Genomic DNA, 17860 nt, shown 5'->3' with positions numbered 1-17860 from the left:
CCAGAAACCTGTAGGCAAAAAAAGGCCCCGGAGCTCACACTCCGGGGCCTTTCGCATTTCAGCAGTCGGATTACGCCGCTTTCGCCTCTGGCTGGCTCAGCGAGCGGTTCAGCGCGCTGAACAGTGCCTTGAAACTCGCCGTGGTGATGTTTTCATCGATACCCACGCCGTGCACCGCACGTTCACCGTTCACCCGCAATTCGATATAGGCCGCCGCTTTGGCATTGGTGCCTGCGCCGATCGCGTGTTCGTTGTAGTCCATGATTTCCACCGGAATCGGCAGGCCGGCGACCAGCGCTTCCAGCGCGCCGTTGCCCTTGCCGCGCCAGTGCAGGTTGGTTTCGCCCTGACCTTTGCTGGCCACTTCCACTTCGACGGCGCTGTTGCCGTTTTCTTCCTGCAGACGATGGCTGACGAGCGCATACGGAGTGTTGGCCTGCAGGTATTCGCTGATCAACAGCGAGTGAATCTGCTTGGCCGTCATCTCCAGGCCCAAACGGTCGGTCTCACGCTGCACGACCTGGCTGAACTCGATCTGCATGCGCCGTGGCAGGCTGATGCCGTATTCCTGCTCCAGCAAGTAAGCGATGCCGCCCTTGCCCGACTGGCTGTTGACGCGGATCACCGCCTCGTAGCTGCGACCGATGTCGGCCGGGTCGATCGGCAGGTACGGCACTTCCCACAGGGTGTCCGGTTTCTGCTGGGCGAAGCCCTTGCGGATTGCGTCCTGGTGCGAGCCGGAGAACGCGGTGTGAACCAGGTCGCCAACGTACGGATGACGCGGGTGCACCTGGATCTGGTTGCACTCTTCGACGACCTTGCGCACGCCGTCGATGTCGGAGAAGTCCAGCTCAGGGTCGACGCCCTGGGTGTACATGTTCAGCGCGACGGTGACGAGGTCGACGTTGCCGGTGCGCTCGCCGTTGCCGAACAGGCAGCCTTCGACGCGATCGGCGCCGGCCATCAGGCCCAGCTCGGTGGCGGCCACGCCGGTGCCCCGGTCGTTGTGGGTGTGCAGGCTGATGATCACGCTGTCACGACGGTTGATGTTGCGACCGAACCATTCGATCTGGTCGGCGTAGACGTTCGGCGTCGCGCATTCAACCGTGGCCGGCAGGTTGAGGATCATCTTGTGCTCAGGCGTGGGGTTCCACACCTCGATCACGGCGTCGCAGACTTCCTTGGCGAATTCCAGCTCGGTGGCGCTGAAGGTTTCCGGCGAGTATTCGAAGGTCCACTCGGTCTCCGGCTGCATGGCTGCGTATTTGACGAACAGCTTGGCAGCGTTGACGGCGATGGCCTTGATGCCGTCCTTGTCCTGGTTGAAGACGATGCGACGGAAAGAAGGCGAGGTGGCGTTGTACAGGTGAACGATGGCTTTCTTCGCCCCGCGCAGGGATTCGAAGGTGCGCTCAATCAGGTCTTCACGGCCTTGGGTCAGTACCTGAATGGTGGTGTCGTCCGGGATGTGGCCTTCTTCGATCAGCGTACGCACGAAGTCGAAGTCGGTTTGCGACGCGGCCGGGAACGACGCTTCGATCTCCTTCACGCCCACCTGCACCAGGGTTTTCCAGAAGCGCAGCTTCTTCGCCGCGTCCATTGGCTCGATCAGCGACTGGTTGCCGTCACGCAGGTCGGAGCTGCACCAGATCGGCGCGGCGTCGATGGTCTTCGACGGCCATGTGCGATCCGGCAGGTTGATGACGGGAAACGCGCGGTATTTCGAAGACGGGTCTTTGAGCATGCTCATCGGAAAATTCCTTGTTGTCTGGGCCGAAAAGAGGCGGCCTGCCGGTTGAACGAATGTTCTTGGAAAAGCGTGGGACGAGGCGCAGCGATTCAGCCTGGCAGTCGTGCGCTGACGAGGCACAGGCTGCGGTGCTGGCGAAGCTGAATGAGGGTGTGAGAGGTTTTCATGGCTTCAACCCTAACCGCGAGGGGAAAGGATGGCAAGCAGTCGAAAAAAATTGAGAGGAATACCCGAAAAGCGGGATTTAGCAGGAATTTATTGCGCTTAAGGCGGTGGAAGTTATTGATGTTTGCGTAAGGCTAGATTGGGGCGCAATTGAGTTTTTGGAGATTCATTGAGTATGGCAGTGTGTTATAGGCCGCCTTCGCGAGCAGGCTCGCTCCCATAGGGAATCTTTGTTGTGAACAAGATCCAGTGTGGGAGCGAGCCTGCTCGCGAAGAGGCCGGTCGCCTCAACCCATATTCAAGGTTGAAAGGCACCAATGAAAATCGCCGGATCCACCCGCGCATCATTCAGGCTGACGTTCCAGTGCATATGCGGCCCGGTTGCCCGGCCGGTCGCGCCGACTTTGCCGACCACCGCGCCGCGCGCCAGTTGCTGGCCGTTTTTCACGTCGATCTTCGACATGTGGCAGAACATGCTGATAAAGCCTTGGCCGTGGTCAACAAACACCGTGTTGCCGTTGAAGAAGTAATTGCCGATCAGAATCACCTTGCCCGCCGCCGGGGTCTTGATCGGCGTGCCCGCTGGCACTGCGAAATCGAGGCCGGCGTGAGGATTGCGCTCTTCGCCGTTGAAGAAACGACGCACACCGAACTTGCTCGACAGCGGCCCGTTGACCGGTTTGTCCAGCAGCAGATTGCTCGGCGTGTTCGGGCTGAAACTGCGATAAGCCGCGATCTGTTCCGCCAGTTCGCTTTCAATGCGCTTAAGGTTGTCGGCGTTCGGATTGACCTGCTGTTTGTTCTTCAGGGTGATGTGCTGTTCCGGGTATTTCTTGCTGCCCACGGTAAACGGCAGGTTACGCCCGCCACTGCTGATCTGCTGCGAGCCAGGTTTGACCGTCAGCGGCACGCCGACGATCGCCAGCCAATTGTTCTGCTCTTTGACCACCAGCACCGGTTTGCCTTGATAGGTGGCTTTCGGCGCCTGCGCGGCGGTGCCCAGATCCACCACGGCGACGCCGCCCGGCACCGGTTTGTTCAGCAGCCGAGTGATGTAGCTGTCGGCGTGGGCGTTGAAAGTCAGGCAGAGCAATAGCAGCGGAGCAAGAAAACGCGGCATGGATCAGTCCAGTAAAGAGAGGGTGACGGGCGTCAGGTGATTGTCCTCGACGCGCACTTGCAGTTCGCCTTCGCCGAGTTTGGCTTTCAGGCGCTGGCCGGTGTGGGTCTGCGCGGCGTTGCGGATCGCGTGGCCACGCTCGTCGAGCAGAATGCTGTAACCCCGGCCGAGAGTCGCCAACGGGCTGACCACGTGCAGGGTCTGCATCTGACTGTGCAATTGCTGCCGACGCTGTTTCAGAGCATCGCGCATGGCCCGGGGCAAACGTTCGGCGAGGCTGTCGAGGCGCTGACGAAGCATCGCCAATTGGCGTCCCGGATGTTGCCCGGCGAGACGCGTTTCCAGACGGATCAGGCGCTCTCGACGCGTATTGAGGCTGCGCTCGAATGCGCGGCGCATGCGCATGTCCAGATCATCCAGACGCTGAGCCTGCTGGCGCAGACGTTCGCCGGGATGGCGCAAGCGACGGGCCATGCCTTCGAGGCGCAGACGATCACGCATCAAGCGGTCACGCATGCGCATCACCAGACGCCGGTGCAGGCTCTCGACCTGACGGATCAGATGGCTGGAATCCGGAGCGAGCAGTTCGGCGGCGGCCGAGGGCGTCGGTGCGCGGACGTCGGCGACAAAATCGCTGATCGAAACATCGGTTTCATGGCCGACGGCGCTGACAATGGGTGTGACACAGGCATCGACCGCGCGCGCCACGGCTTCTTCGTTGAAACACCAGAGGTCTTCCAGCGAGCCGCCGCCACGGGCGAGGATTAGCGCGTCAAAGCCACGGGCATCGGCCATTTTCAGCGCGCGAACGATTTGCGCGGTGGCCTCGCGGCCCTGTACAGCGGTTGGAATCAGAGTCAGTTGCACTTGCGGCGCACGGCGGCGGAATACGCTGATGATGTCGCGAATCACCGCGCCGGTCGGCGAGCTGATGATGCCGATGCGCTGTGGATGGGCTGGCAGCGGCACTTTGCGTTCGGCACTGAACAGGCCTTCGGCGCTGAGCTTTTCCTTCAGCGCATCGAAGGCCAGACGCAGCGCGCCGTCACCGGCCGGCTCCACGGTGTCGAGGATCAGCTGATAGTCGCCACGGCCTTCGAACAGCGAAACCTTGCCGCGCACCTTGACCGCCAGACCATCCTTCAACGCCTGACGCACCCGCGCGGCGTTCTGCCGGAACAGCGCGCAACGCACCTGCGCGCCGCTGTCCTTGAGGGTGAAATAGACGTGGCCGGACGCCGGGCGCGCGAGGTTGGAGATTTCGCCTTCGACCCAGATGTTGCTGAACACGTCTTCAAGCAACACCCGCGCACGGCCGTTGAGCTGGCTGACGGTCAGGACTTCACGGTCCAGGCCAAGTCTTGCAAAGGGATCTTTAATCATGGGGCGCAGTTTAAAGGCATTTGCCCGCCAATCACCATGACGCCGCACAAAACCCTGTGGGAGCGAGCCTGCTCGCGAAAGCATTGTGTCAGCGGACAACAACGGGAATGACACTCCGCCTTCGCGAGCAGGCTCGCTCCCACATGGGATCAATTTGATATCTGGTCGTGCTGCCCGCTACTGGCTACAGTCAGCGCGGTCTTATAAAGGATGCGGACGATGAGCATGATGGAGCTGTTGGGGGCGTGGTCGTGGGGCGCTGGCGGTTGGGCGGTCATCGGGTTGGCCATTGCCTTGGCCTACATCGTCTTCGGCATCGCCGGTTTCGGCACTGCGCTGGTCGCGGGGCCGATGCTGATTCTGTTCATGCCGCTATCGAAAATCGTGCCGCTGCTGGTGCTGCTGGATTTCGTCGCGGCGTTCGGCAATCTGCTGCCCTCGCGGCGCGACGTCGCCAAGCCGGAATTGCTCAGGCTGCTGCCGTGCATGGCAATCGGCTGCACGTTGGGGGTGATCTTCCTGCTGAATCTGAAATCCGATCTGTTGCTGTTGTTGATGGGGCTGTTCATCAGCGCCTATGCGGTTTACAGCCTGTGGGTCAAAGCGCGGCCGGCACAGTTGTCAGCGGCGTGGGCGGTGCCGATGGGCACGGTGGGTGGGTTGTTCGGCGCGTTGTTTGGCAGTGGCGGCTTTCTTTACGCGATCTATCTGAACAGCCGCCTGCCCAAGGAAGCGGCGCGGGCCACGCAAAGTGCGTTGATCAGTTGCAGCACCGTGGTGCGCTTGAGTCTGTTTGTCATCGCCGGTGTGTATGCCGAGCTACCCTTGTTGATGCTGGCGCTGTGTCTGTTGCCGGCCATGGCGCTGGGCTTGTGGATCGGCCGGCGGCTTACCATGAGATTGTCGCGCGAAGCGTTTGTGCGGCTGGTGACGTGGCTGGTGCTGGCCAGCGGGATCGCGTTGATGGTGCGCTATTTCAGCACTTGACCGGATTTCTTCAGGGATTAAGCTGCCGGCCGCAGTTCCTTGTGGGAGCGAGCCTGCTCGCGAATGCGGTGGGTCAGCAACAAAAATGCAGCCTGACACTGCGCTTTCGCGAGCAGGCTCGCTCCCACATTGGAAATCTTAAATACTGGCAGCAGGCTCCACCATGAACTCGCAAAGCATTATCGTCCCGAAAATCTCCACCCTGCCGGTGCACGAGCCCCGGGCGCGGGCGATCGTGCGCTGGCTGGTGCGCAAGAACATCATCGAAGAACAATTGACCACCTGCGGCCGCACCGGCAACCGTATGGCCCACGCCATCGCTGATGGTGCTCGCGCCGTGGTGCTGCACCCGCAAGCGCTGCCGTTCGGCGAGCCGGTCAATGGCCTGGAGATCGTCACCAAACGCTGCATCTACACCCCGGCCAAGGGCTTTCTCGAAGAGGCCGGTTGCGCCGAGTGCCGTCGCGAAGTGGGCGAGGCGCTGTTCGAGAGTCTTGAAGACTGGTTTCCAGGCCGCACCGACAATTTCACCTGCCCCGAATGCGGACATGAGGACGACATCAACGGCTTCCTGTTTCTGCAGGAATGCGCGTTTTCCAACCTCGGCTTCATTTTCAACAATTGGCTGGAGGCGGGGTTCAAGCAGAGCTTTATCGACGAGTTCGCCGATTGGCTCGATCAACCTGTCTCTTGGGTCAAGGTGGAGCTGTAGGGCCGGGCTTTTCCATCTATCAATTAGGCTGAGTTTTACATTGAACAGCAGGGGGTGTCTGACTATAATGGCGCGCTTCCATTTTCCCGCTCGGGAGCCCCCGCGATGCTGCGTATCAGCCAAGAAGCTCTGACATTCGACGACATTCTCCTAGTGCCCGGTTATTCCGAGGTACTTCCCAACGAAGTCAGTCTCAAGACCCGTCTTACCCGTGGCATCGAACTGAATATTCCTCTGGTTTCTGCCGCCATGGACACCGTTACTGAAGCCCGTCTGGCAATCGCCATGGCTCAGGAAGGTGGCATCGGCATTATCCACAAGAACATGACCATCGAGCAGCAAGCTGCCGAAGTGCGCAAGGTCAAGAAGTTCGAAGCCGGTGTGGTCAAGGATCCCATCACCATCGAGGCCGATGCCACGGTGCGTGATCTGTTCGAACTGACCCGTCTGCACAATATCTCCGGCGTTCCGGTCCTGCACGATGGCGGCCTGGTCGGCATCGTCACCTCCCGCGACGTACGTTTCGAAAACCGTCTGGAAGCCACTGTCCGCGAAGTGATGACGCCTAAAGAGCGTCTGGTCACGGTCAAGGAAGGCGCCGACAAGAACGACGTCCGCGAACTGCTGCACAAGCACCGCATCGAGCGCGTGCTGATCGTCGACGACAAATTCGCCCTCAAAGGCATGATGACCGTCAACGACATCGAAAAAGCCAAAGCCTACCCGCTGGCCAGCAAGGACGATCAAGGTCGTCTGCGCGTTGGCGCTGCGGTCGGCACCGGTAAAGACACCGGTGATCGCGTGACTGCACTGGTCAATGCCGGCGTGGACGTAGTGGTGGTCGACACCGCGCACGGTCACTCCAAAGGTGTGATCGACCGCGTACGCTGGGTCAAAGAGAACTTCCCTGAAGTGCAGGTGATCGGCGGCAACATCGCCACCGGCGCTGCCGCCAAGGCCCTGGCCGAAGCCGGCGCCGACGCAGTCAAGGTCGGTATCGGCCCTGGCTCGATCTGCACCACCCGTATCGTCGCCGGTGTCGGCGTACCGCAAATCAGTGCCATCGCCAACGTCGCCGCTGCCCTTGAAGGCACTGGCGTACCGTTGATCGCCGACGGCGGTATCCGTTTCTCCGGTGACCTGTCCAAGGCCATCGTGGCCGGTGCGTCCTGCGTGATGATGGGCTCGATGTTCGCCGGTACCGAAGAGGCCCCGGGCGAGATCGAACTGTTCCAGGGCCGTTCGTACAAGGCTTATCGCGGCATGGGTTCGCTGGGCGCCATGTCCCAGGCTCAAGGTTCGTCCGACCGTTACTTCCAGGACTCCTCGGCAGGCGCCGAGAAACTGGTTCCGGAAGGCATCGAAGGCCGTGTGCCGTACAAAGGCACCCTGAGCGCGATCATTCACCAGTTGATGGGCGGTCTGCGTTCCTCGATGGGTTACACCGGCAGCGCCAACATCGAAGAAATGCGTACCAAACCCGAGTTCGTGCGGATCACCGGTGCCGGCATGGCCGAGTCCCACGTTCACGACGTGCAGATCACCAAGGAAGCGCCAAACTACCGCGTAGGTTGAGGCTTCCAGCAAAACGTTAAATCACCGGGGCTGTTCATTCAGCCCCGAGTTGTTTCTGATTCACTACATGAGAATGAGTCATGGCCCTCGACATTCACGCTCACCGCATCCTGATCCTCGACTTCGGTTCGCAATACACCCAGCTGATTGCCCGCCGCGTGCGCGAGATCGGCGTGTACTGCGAACTGCACCCGTTCGACATGGACGAAGATGCGATCCGCGAATTCGCCCCTAAAGGCGTCATCCTCGCCGGCGGCCCCGAGTCCGTACACGAAGCCAACAGCCCGCGCTGCCCGCAGGCGGTGTTCGACCTGGGCGTTCCGGTATTCGGCATCTGCTACGGCATGCAGACCATGGCCGAGCAACTGGGCGGCAAGGTTGAAGGTTCCGAACTGCGTGAGTTCGGTTACGCCCGAGTTGACGTGGTCGGCAAGAGCCGCCTGCTCGACGGCATCGAAGACCACATCGACGCCGACGGCCTGTTCGGCCTCGACGTGTGGATGAGCCACGGTGACAAAGTCACGAAGATGCCGGAAGACTTCCACATCCTCGCCAGCACCCCGAGCTGCCCGATCGCCGGTATGTTCAACGACGACCGCGCTTACTATGGCGTGCAGTTCCACCCGGAAGTGACCCACACCAAGCAGGGCGGGCGCATCCTCTCGCGCTTCGTCCTCGACATCTGCGGTTGTGAAGCCCTGTGGACGCCGTCGAAGATCGCTGAAGACGCCATCGCCAACATCCGCGCCCAGGTCGGCACCGACAACGTGCTGCTGGGTCTGTCCGGCGGCGTTGACTCCTCGGTGGTTGCCGCGCTGTTGCACAAGGCCATCGGCGATCAGCTGACCTGCGTCTTCGTCGACAACGGCTTGCTGCGTCTGCACGAAGGCGAGCAAGTGATGGCCATGTTCGCCGAGAACATGGGCGTCAAGGTGATCCGCGCCAACGCTGAGGAGCAGTTCCTCAACAACCTGGCCGGCGAAGCCGACCCGGAAAAGAAGCGCAAGATCATCGGCCGTACCTTCATCGACGTGTTCGATGCCGAATCCTGCAAGCTGGACAACATCAAGTACCTGGCTCAGGGCACCATCTACCCGGACGTGATCGAGTCGGCTGGCGCGAAAAGCGGCAAGGCCCACGTGATCAAGTCGCACCACAACGTGGGCGGCCTGCCGGAAGAGATGAACCTGAAACTGGTCGAGCCACTGCGCGAACTGTTCAAGGATGAAGTGCGTCGTCTGGGCCTGGAACTGGGCCTGCCGTACGACATGGTCTACCGTCACCCGTTCCCGGGCCCGGGCCTGGGTGTGCGCATCCTCGGTGAAGTGAAAAAGGAATACGCCGACCTGCTGCGTCGCGCCGACCACATCTTCATCGAAGAACTGCGCAAGGCCGATTGGTATCACAAGGTCAGCCAGGCGTTCGTAGTGTTCCAGCCTGTCAAATCGGTCGGCGTGGTCGGCGACGGCCGTCGTTACGCCTGGGTCGTGGCCCTGCGTGCCGTGGAAACCATCGACTTCATGACCGCGCGTTGGGCACACCTGCCTTACGAACTGCTGGAAACCGTTTCCGGCCGCATCATCAACGAAATCGAAGGCATCTCCCGCGTCACTTACGACGTGTCGAGCAAGCCGCCGGCGACGATTGAGTGGGAATGATTGGACATCCGGCACTGACCGGCACCAACTAGCAAGAAACACCCTGAAGCCCGCGTAAATGCGGGCTTTCGGCTTTTTGGGTCTAGCAAATTCTGGCAGCTCTGTGCATCGCCAAGCACCGTGTTTGTGTGGCATGGTACGGGGCATTGACTGAGCCCAATGCCATGCTCGGTGTTCGATACCATGTCATCTCTGTAGGGGGCAGCATGGTATCAAATCTCATCACCCGCCCGGTTTCATTGGGTTTTCTTGCGGTCTTGGGGTGATTTCTGAGCATGGTATTTTTTGAACGGAATCCGCGAGTGCCATGCTGACCGATACCAAGCTGCGTAATCTCAAGCCGAAAGAGAAACTCTACAAAGTTAACGACCGCGATGGACTCTATGTGGCTGTCACGGCTGCGGGATCAATCTCGTTTCGCTACAACTACTCCATCAACGGCCGACAGGAGACCGTCACGTTCGGTCGTTACGGGGTAGGTGGTATTACGCTTGCGGAAGCCCGGGAGCGCTTGGGTGAGGCCAAGAAACTGGTTTCGGCTGGCAAGTCACCTGCCAAGGAGAAAGCCCGCGACAAGGCTCGTATCAAGGGCGCGGAGACGTTTGATGCGTGGGCCGAGAAATGGCTACGCGGGTATCAGATGGCTGACTCAACTCGTGATATGCGCCGCTCGGTTTACGAGCGTGAGCTCAAACCGAAATTCGGCAATCAGAAACTAGTAGAGATCACACATGAGGATCTACGCACGCTTACCGATGCAATCGTAGAGCGAGGCGCCCCAGCAACGGCGGTGCATTCCCGAGAGATTATGCTACAGGTCTTCCGCTGGGCTATTGAGCGTGGCCAGAAGGTTGAGAACCCGGCCGATCTGGTGCGTCCTGCAAGCATTGCCAGGTTCGAGCCACGCGACCGGGCTTTGACCCCTGACGAAATCGCCTTGATGTATCAGTACATGGATCGCATAGGAACTGCATCATCGGTGCGAGCTGCGGCTAAGCTGTTGTTGCTCACTTTGGTACGGAAAAGTGAGTTGACCAACGCGACCTGGAGCGAGATCAATTTCAGCGAAGCCTTATGGACCATTCCCAAAGAGCGGATGAAGCGGCGAAATCCCCATTTGGTGTTCTTGTCTAGGCAAGCGCTGGATATCTTTATTGCGCTGAAGACCTTTGCTGGTGGATCAGACTACGTGTTGCCTTCACGCTACGACTCAGATTTGCCCATGAGCGCAGCCACGATTAACCAAGTGCTGACTCTCACTTATCGGCTTGCGCAGAAAGAAGGGAAGCCGCTGAGCAAGTTCGGGCCGCATGATCTGAGGCGGACAGCAAGGACGTTGCTGCATGAGGCGGGTTACAACTCAGACTGGATCGAGAAATGCCTCGCGCACGAACAGAAGGGAGTACGAGCCGTCTACAACAAGGCTGAATACCGCGATCAGCGCGTTGCAATGTTGCAGGATTGGGCTGACATGATTGACGAATGGACGACCAAAAAATCCCGTACAAGTGGCTGATTTTTAACCTAGCGATGCACCAAGCACACGGGAAAACTGTATTTTTCGTAGCGAAATGCCCACTCCGGTGGGTTTTTTTTCGTCTCGAAATATCCCGTTTACCGGACACATTTATTCTCGAAAATAGGTCGAGTGAAACTCCTGTAAACACATCTGATTAACCGTGTTTTTTGTCCGGAAACTAGACGTTTGGCGGACATTAAGTATCTGATTTATATGATAAAAATTGATTGTTAAATGCTGGAAGGTACCGGTAATAGGGGGTAATAATCGAACTTCGATATGTGATCAGTAGAGGTGTTTCGGGTGGAAAAGGAATCGGAAAAAAAGAAAACAGTCCTCATCAGTAAGAGGCAATTACTGGCAATCATCCCGTTGTGCGAGCGCACAATTTACAACTTTGAAAAGCAGGGAAAATTTCCTCGCCGGATTGCACTGAGCAGCCGCAAGGTCGTGTGGGATTTGGCCGAAATTGAGGCATGGATCGATACCTGTAAGGAATCCGGCCCAGCAGCTCGCCCCGGAATGGGGGGCTGAATTGTGGCGATTGACCTACGGGCAGCCTTTGAGAATAAGCCGCCACCGCTGGATTACGTTTTACCCAGCATGGTGTGCGGTACAGTCGGGGCGCTGGTGTCGCCCGGCGGTATCGGCAAATCCATGCTGGCCTTGCAATTAGCCGCGCAGATCGCGGGTGGTCCTGATCTCCTGGAATTGGGAGAGCTACCCACTGGTTCTGCGATCTATCTGCCTGCCGAAGATCCACCCGCCTCCATCCATCACAGGTTGCATGCTCTAGGGGCATACCTCAGTGACGAGCAACGCCAAGCGGTTGCCGCTGGCCTGTTGATCCAGCCGCTGATTGGCAGCCAGCCCAACATTATGAGGCCTAACTGGTTCGACTGGTTTAGACGGGCCGGAGAGGGGCGTCGCCTGATGGTGCTCGACACCTTGCGCCGGTTCCACAGTGAGGAAGAGAACTCCAGCGGTCCGATGGCTCAGGTCATTGGCCGCATGGAGGCTATCGCCGCCGAGACCGGTTGCTCCATCGTGTTTCTACACCACGCCAGTAAGGGGGCGGCCATGATGGGCGCAGGCGACCAGCAGCAGGCCAGTCGTGGGTCGTCCGTGTTGGTCGATAACATCCGGTGGCAATCGTATCTGTCCGGCATGACGCAGGGCGAGTCTGAAGAATGGGGAGTTGAGGACAGTCAGCGTGGGTACTTTGTCCGCTATGGTGTCAGCAAAGCCAACTACGGCACACCGTTTCAGGAGCGTTGGTTCCGTCGGCATGAGGGCGGTGTGCTCAAGCCCGCCGTGCTGGAGAGGCAGCAAAAGGCTAAGAGGACGCGGCTTGTCGCAGCAACATATTAAACCAGCCTACGCCCTACTTGACCCAGCCCACGTATTTGACGGGTTGTTCGTGCCTACCAAGGGTAAAAAACGAGGACGCTTGCTCGTCGAGCCGCGCCGCTTCGGTAAGTTAGAGATCGGTTTTCAGGGTTTTGAGCAACTCGGGGCTGATGATCAGTCAATTCTGTACGCCCTGACGGCTCAGCTTGGTATTGCAAAGCTTGTGATCGAAAGCGCTTCAGCCGGGCCAATCAATAAGCGGTTACGCCTTGCTTTGGAATTTAATCAAGATGACGGTGCACCGTTGGCGAGCAAGCGCACCAGCTTGCGAAGCTTGCTTATTGACGCTGGATATCAAGACCCTGAAAGTGGACGGGCGCTGAAGGCGGCAAAAGAGAGCTTGAATCGTCTGGCCAATACGCAGATTCGGGAGATTAACCATGAAACGGGATGGGACCGGCGTTGCAACCTGATCGCGGTCAGTTTTAACCATAAAACCGGGGAAATCCACGTTGCAGCAAACCCGCGTCTAACTGATGCAGTTTTCCATGGGCAGTATGTCAAAGTCTCACTGTTCGAGCGTAACGAGCTGGAGAGCGGAGTGGCGAAAATTCTACATGCCTGGCTGTGCTCGAATATCCGGCTAGGACGGGCGTTGGGTAACGGAAATGGGGCATACCTCGATACTATTGCACCGCATGTTTGGGGCGGTGCAGCTTGGGCTCGATTCGCCGCCTCAGACCGTAGCAAGAAGCGCGACCAGTTACGGGCGGCCCTGTACGAGATCGCAGACCAAACGCGGAGCTTGCATGGCGGCTATGGCTGGGCCATCAAACAGATGAGCAGTGGGCTAGTACTGGTCAGCCGCCCAAAAAGTATGCCGCTGATCGAACAGTATTCAGGTTGTGAGTCGCCCAGCGAGTATCACGACTTAACTGAAGCCCCGGCGTAGGTGGCAACATCCCCCGGCCTAAGTGGAAACTACCCCCGGCCTAGGTGGAAACAAATTACTTGGCAAATATGGGCGCAAAATCGTGCTCTATCTGGCTTCCAGCCTTTTCGCGAAATTCCGCTCTAAGAAGTTCTAAGAGACTTCTACTCTGCGCGCAAGCGCTGCGCCTCGAGGCGCAGCCCATCGCTTGCAACTCTTGATCGGCCTGAAGCCTTTGGACACCAAAAGGAAAGGCCGTGGGCTAGATTGTTCGTTGTGCTTACCAAGAGGCCGGAGGAGCCATCAACGGCGATTTCAAGGGTTCGGTGTACGGTAGGGGCTCTTAGACCCCGGAAATTGCTCAAAATGTAAAATTGCATAGATCTGCCCACCCATTGGCACTCGACCTGACCAATCATGTGCATCGGATTTGACCATCACGCTGCGTGGCCATGACCGGCAAAGAACGACTCATAGCTGACATTCCGCCGTTGTTCACGACATTAGCTTATGACCAGCCAACGGTTTAGGACTCAAGGCGCAGGGCCTGAATATGAAAGCGTGGACGACTGGATGGTACTCAATACTGTTTAGGTCAACCGTTAGGCTAAACAAAAAAGTTACCTCAACGTAGTGGTACGTGGACTTCGACAATGGAATAGCCATCCGCTATCGTGGCGTGATGGACGTTGATTGCAGCAAGCGATCGACTCGTACTCACAGGCATGTCGGGCTTTCGAATGAGAATTTGCTTCATATGGGTATCTGGGTTCAAAAATCTCAGAAACTTTGGAATCAACCTATGCAATGATTTCACATTCTCTTACAACCCGATATCGGGTGTTGTTAACCGAACGGAGCAATCCCCGCTGCCTCCCGAAATTTTCGGACAAAATATTCACGACATAACTGCAATCCTTGGTATTAACGGCGCCGGAAAGTCCAATGCGCTGCAGCTGATCTGCTTGGCTTTGAAGTCCAATGACAAACTTGATACCCCATTGCTAATTGTTTATGAGTCCAATGATCAGTTTTTTTATATAAACAATACAGGAAGATATGTAGTAGCCGATTTTGTAGCAGAAGAAAGAAATGACCACAGGGATTTCAAAGACCTTAACGTTGTTTATTTCTCGAATGTATTTGACGAAAATCAAATGGATTTGGGCAAAAACGTCCAGGACATATCAGTAAACTTCAGGTATAACCGAAATTTTTTTGCGAAAGCAAAATTCAAATCCACGTCTGAAATAATTGACCAACTGAGCTTCATCTATTCAGATGTTTATCATTATGTGAGAATTGATACACCTAAGACGCTGGAAATAAAAGTCGATAGAATGATTCGGGATCGACTGCTCAACGAGCGCGAACATCCGTTTTACAACATCCTTCGAGAAATATCAGGCATACAGCAAGAGATTCGAAAGCGTTCCACTTCGAATAAAGACCTGCAAGTCGCTGTCGCAGCTGTTCAAGGCATGTTCCTCTTTCAAATATTGACAGAAAACCTTGAGCACGATCAACTCCGCCAACGAATTGAAGACACTCTTAAACAAAAATACTATGACACCGCGAGCTTAAAAGAACTTCTATTTGTTACGAAGGAATTCTTCGAAAACAGTGAAAACCTACGCATTAATAACTGCCCTTATAAAATAACAGAGCTTATTGATGTCGCAATCAACCTCGAACCTCTGTTCCATCAGGTGAATGTAAATCTCGACACCGCAGTAAAAAGCAATCGCTACATTTTTACTATAGATTTCTCCAGGCACGAAAAGCTTCCATACTTACAGCTAGCATGGATAATTGAACGAATTAAATCTGGCGCGATGTCTTGGACGGGTATAAGTTCTGGACAAAAGGCATACTTGAATATGTTCAGCTCCATATGGAGCACACTTAGCAATCCTCACTCAGCAAAAAAGATCAGCAGCAGCACACTTTTGTGCATCGATGAAGCAGACCTGTATCTGCATCCGCAATGGCAAGTTGAGTTTGTCGAACGCCTAATCACGTGCCTTCCGAATCTTTCGAATGGCAGAAAGCAGATAGTGATCACGACTCACTCCCCAATTTTGGTGAGTGATCTGCCAAGCCAGTGTCTTATTGCTCTTTCTCCGCCTCAGATCGAACATTTTAAAGAGCCGCCCGCAACGGATGGCCTAAAGACGTTCGGGGCGAATCTGTTCGACATTTACTCCGCAACCTTCGGCTTGAACGGACAGCGAACTGGTAATCTTTCATCGAAATATATTTCAAAAATCCTAGCAATACTTGATTGCGACGACATCACTCCTCCCCAGCGGGAGTCCCTAATCCAGGCGGCTTCGATCATCGACGACGAGCTGATTAATGCTCACATCCTGAAAAGGATCTACAGCAAGTGATTAGTATTCAAAAACACTTGGAATCAGTGACCGGCGACGTTGACGCACTGCTGAAGGAAACAGTGAACGATCTGTGGGACGAGCTGAATCCTAAGAATGCAGATGGCTCATTTGCCGACAGATCATTGATTAAAAGCGTGAGTAAATTTCGACCTAAGCTGAATGAGCCGGCTTATATTGCACTGGTCGGGGCGGAAGTGGTTGCGCGGCAAGTTGACTACCTTGATCATATCGCCGACATCGACAATCTCAAGCAAATCATTACTGCCTTACCCAGCGAGCTGGATGATGTAATAGCTACTGCAAACGAGATACTTGAGCCCGGGGACCTTTTTACGATAGTTAAAGAGAAGATTCATCCGGATTCGTTCGGCCTTAAATTACTGAGCGAAGTATTCAAGTACAGCAACTACCGGAGCAGTAACCATTGCGTCAACCGGTATAAAAAGCTCGGATTCAATGGTGCGACATGCCCGTACTGTAATGAAACGACGATGAAAATCGTGCCGAAGGAAGACGAGGATAAATTTAATGAGCTCATGCTTTTTGACATTGATCACTTCTATTCGAAGAGCATGTTTCCGTATCTAGCACTCTCATTTTACAATCACATTCCTTCATGCAAGGCTTGCAATCAAACGTACAAGGGCGCTAACGAATTCGCGTTTACGACGCATATCCACCCCTACCACAGGTGCTTTGACACTCACTACAACTTCCAACTTAACCATGGGGTGTTGGTGAATGAGGCCCCGACCAAAGTAAAAGCCAGGAAGAAATCGATCTTTGAGGAGCGCTTGCTTGCTGACTTGCAGATCGAGGCCCGATACCAAGGAAATCTGGGCCACGCACGTATCACCCGCTTGGTAGAAATCCTATCCCGCTACTCCCATATCCTCAGGGAAGGCGCTGAAAATGACGAAGATCGTATGCGATTGAAAGAGCGACTGGCTGATTTCGGGATAATTTCTAACCATAAGCAAATACTTAGCCAGTGTTACAGTAAACTCCAGCGGGACACGATAGCGATGTTTGACCCAAACAATACCCTGGAGCTGCTGTAAGGGATTACTCCTGACAGTGATCGATCCTCTGCAATTGCGTCAGTCAGCGATTGAAGAGCTTGCTGTGGCTGACTAGTGAAAGTTGACCACGCCGTTTTCATCTGGGTGTTTCCGAGACAGACCGAATCTCACCGGATCGAACTCCCCTCTGGTTCGGTCTACGATCCAAACCATGCGCTGGTAAAAAGACTCTCGGGCCCGAACTTCCTCGGGCTCCGAGAAAGGATTAAGAGTACGACTTCCTGCCAAGCTACTGGAAAGTGTTCCTTCCGCTCTCGATGCCAGGCCGTTTCGGACTCCCACCACTGATCACAAAACCGACAACGCCAACTACCTCTGGATCTAGCTCTTCTACACATTCTTGAACAGAGCGGGATGCCTTTCCTTTTGGTGCTATCAATCGGTAGGAATTAAATGAGGCTGTGATCAATGCGATTTTATGCGAATCAATGCGAATCAATGCGATTTTATGCGATTGGGCACTAATCAATTGGTATCTATAATTTCGTTGCATAAAATCGCGTAGAACTGGACGGCAAGATGTGTGTTGTACGGGTACGGGCTTCGCCCTTTCCCGTCCAATACCTTGCCTTACTCGCCTTCGGCTCAACGGAATCTTGCTCTGCGAGGCCCACCGTCGCTGCCGCGACAGAAGAAAAGGCGACATAGAAGGAGCGCGCCATGATCGGCACGGAACCACCAAAAGTGAAAGCTCGCCGACGCGGCAAGCCGATTGAGGTTTGGGTGAATGATGAGGAAAAAGCGCAGATCACCGAACGCGCTGAACAGTCCGGCTTGTCCCGATCTGGATACCTGCGAGCTGTAGGATTGAACTACCCAATAAGGTCTGTCGTAGACCTGGCCGCCGTTGCAGACTTGGCGAAGGTCAATGGTGATCTTGGGCGGGTAGCAGGCTTATTGAAATTGTGGCTAGCCGAGAAGCGTGGACAAGAAGCACGAGCGGTAGACGTTGACGCCATGATGGTGCAATTTCGCGAGCTACAAGGAGAGGTTAGGGCGATTATGAGCAAGGTTGTATATGAGCGGAAATGAAAACCACCTCGTGAGGTCGTTTCCGGCATTTCCTTTTGGTGCACTATTCGAGGCATTTTGAACATGGTCCGCCTTGCAATGGAGGCGGCGGAACAAGCCGGGCGAGTGCGCTGTGGCTCCGCCCATGCAGCCCTGGACTTGTGAAACGTCGGGAACACACGTTGAAGGTGCGCAGTGCTCAATCTGCTGCTTGGGGCTAG

14 protein-coding genes are annotated in these 17860 nt (G+C 56.0%); 11 read left to right on the top strand and 3 right to left on the bottom strand.

All coding sequences use genetic code 11. The annotated features are described in order from the left end of the window. Nucleotides 1-70: 70 nt before the first annotated feature. The 3 genes from leuA to xseA all read right to left on the bottom strand — a co-directional run bounded on the left by leuA (nt 71) and on the right by xseA (nt 4418). On the bottom strand, nt 71-1750 hold the full coding sequence (leuA, locus tag AB9L16_RS20705; RefSeq protein ID WP_016773339.1) for a 2-isopropylmalate synthase: 1680 nt from the start codon (nt 1748-1750) through the stop codon (nt 71-73). Nucleotides 1751-2213: 463 nt separating this feature from the next. Next, the gene (locus tag AB9L16_RS20700; RefSeq protein ID WP_252868233.1) at nt 2214-3035 is read right to left on the bottom strand and encodes a peptidoglycan DD-metalloendopeptidase family protein; all 822 of its coding nucleotides are present in this window, start codon (nt 3033-3035) and stop codon (nt 2214-2216) included. 3 nt (nt 3036-3038) lie between these two features. Beyond that, nucleotides 3039-4418, bottom strand: a complete 1380-nt coding sequence (xseA, locus tag AB9L16_RS20695; protein ID WP_024014206.1) for an exodeoxyribonuclease VII large subunit — start codon at nt 4416-4418, stop codon at nt 3039-3041. Nucleotides 4419-4637: 219 nt separating this feature from the next. On the opposite strand from xseA, the gene AB9L16_RS20690 reads away from it, so the two are divergent. The 11 genes from AB9L16_RS20690 to AB9L16_RS20640 all read left to right on the top strand — a co-directional run bounded on the left by AB9L16_RS20690 (nt 4638) and on the right by AB9L16_RS20640 (nt 17660). Continuing rightward, nucleotides 4638-5405 (top strand): sulfite exporter TauE/SafE family protein, encoded by a 768-nt coding sequence (locus AB9L16_RS20690; RefSeq protein WP_056790143.1) that lies wholly within the window; start codon nt 4638-4640, stop codon nt 5403-5405. A gap of 163 nt (nt 5406-5568) precedes the next feature. After that, a complete protein-coding gene (locus AB9L16_RS20685; protein WP_041479923.1) occupies nt 5569-6117 on the top strand; it encodes a sugar ABC transporter ATPase in 549 nt (182 codons plus the stop codon). Nucleotides 6118-6222: 105 nt separating this feature from the next. Next, on the top strand, nt 6223-7692 hold the full coding sequence (guaB, locus tag AB9L16_RS20680) for an IMP dehydrogenase (RefSeq protein ID WP_375122640.1): 1470 nt from the start codon (nt 6223-6225) through the stop codon (nt 7690-7692). Nucleotides 7693-7772: 80 nt separating this feature from the next. Beyond that, nucleotides 7773-9350: a glutamine-hydrolyzing GMP synthase gene (guaA, locus tag AB9L16_RS20675; RefSeq protein WP_016773344.1), complete on the top strand. Its 1578-nt coding sequence runs from the start codon at nt 7773-7775 to the stop codon at nt 9348-9350. Nucleotides 9351-9657: 307 nt separating this feature from the next. Continuing rightward, on the top strand, nt 9658-10866 hold the full coding sequence (locus tag AB9L16_RS20670; protein ID WP_375122639.1) for a tyrosine-type recombinase/integrase: 1209 nt from the start codon (nt 9658-9660) through the stop codon (nt 10864-10866). Between the two features lie 306 nt (nt 10867-11172). Continuing rightward, entirely contained in the window at nt 11173-11403 is a 231-nt protein-coding gene (locus AB9L16_RS20665) for a helix-turn-helix transcriptional regulator (RefSeq protein WP_375122638.1), read from the top strand. 3 nt (nt 11404-11406) lie between these two features. Next, nucleotides 11407-12240 carry a helicase RepA family protein gene (locus tag AB9L16_RS20660; RefSeq protein WP_375122637.1) on the top strand — a complete coding sequence of 278 codons (834 nt, stop codon included), beginning with the start codon at nt 11407-11409 and terminating at the stop codon, nt 12238-12240. Next, entirely contained in the window at nt 12221-13171 is a 951-nt protein-coding gene (gene repC, locus AB9L16_RS20655) for a replication protein C, IncQ-type (protein ID WP_375122636.1), read from the top strand. The genes AB9L16_RS20660 and repC overlap by 20 nt, the downstream gene beginning before the upstream one ends. 668 nt (nt 13172-13839) lie before the next feature. Then, nucleotides 13840-15543 (top strand): AAA family ATPase, encoded by a 1704-nt coding sequence (locus tag AB9L16_RS20650; RefSeq protein ID WP_375122635.1) that lies wholly within the window; start codon nt 13840-13842, stop codon nt 15541-15543. Further along, a complete protein-coding gene (locus AB9L16_RS20645; RefSeq protein ID WP_375122634.1) occupies nt 15540-16607 on the top strand; it encodes a hypothetical protein in 1068 nt (355 codons plus the stop codon). Before AB9L16_RS20650 ends, AB9L16_RS20645 begins: the two co-directional genes overlap by 4 nt. A 681-nt stretch (nt 16608-17288) precedes the next feature. Beyond that, the gene (locus tag AB9L16_RS20640; protein WP_375122633.1) at nt 17289-17660 is read left to right on the top strand and encodes a CopG family transcriptional regulator; all 372 of its coding nucleotides are present in this window, start codon (nt 17289-17291) and stop codon (nt 17658-17660) included. Nucleotides 17661-17860 lie beyond the last annotated feature (200 nt).

This window comes from Pseudomonas sp. LW8, from assembly GCF_041956865.1.
Taxonomy (GTDB): Bacteria; Pseudomonadota; Gammaproteobacteria; order Pseudomonadales; family Pseudomonadaceae; genus Aquipseudomonas; species Aquipseudomonas siliginis.
This window is presented reverse-complemented; position numbering and strand designations above follow the sequence as displayed.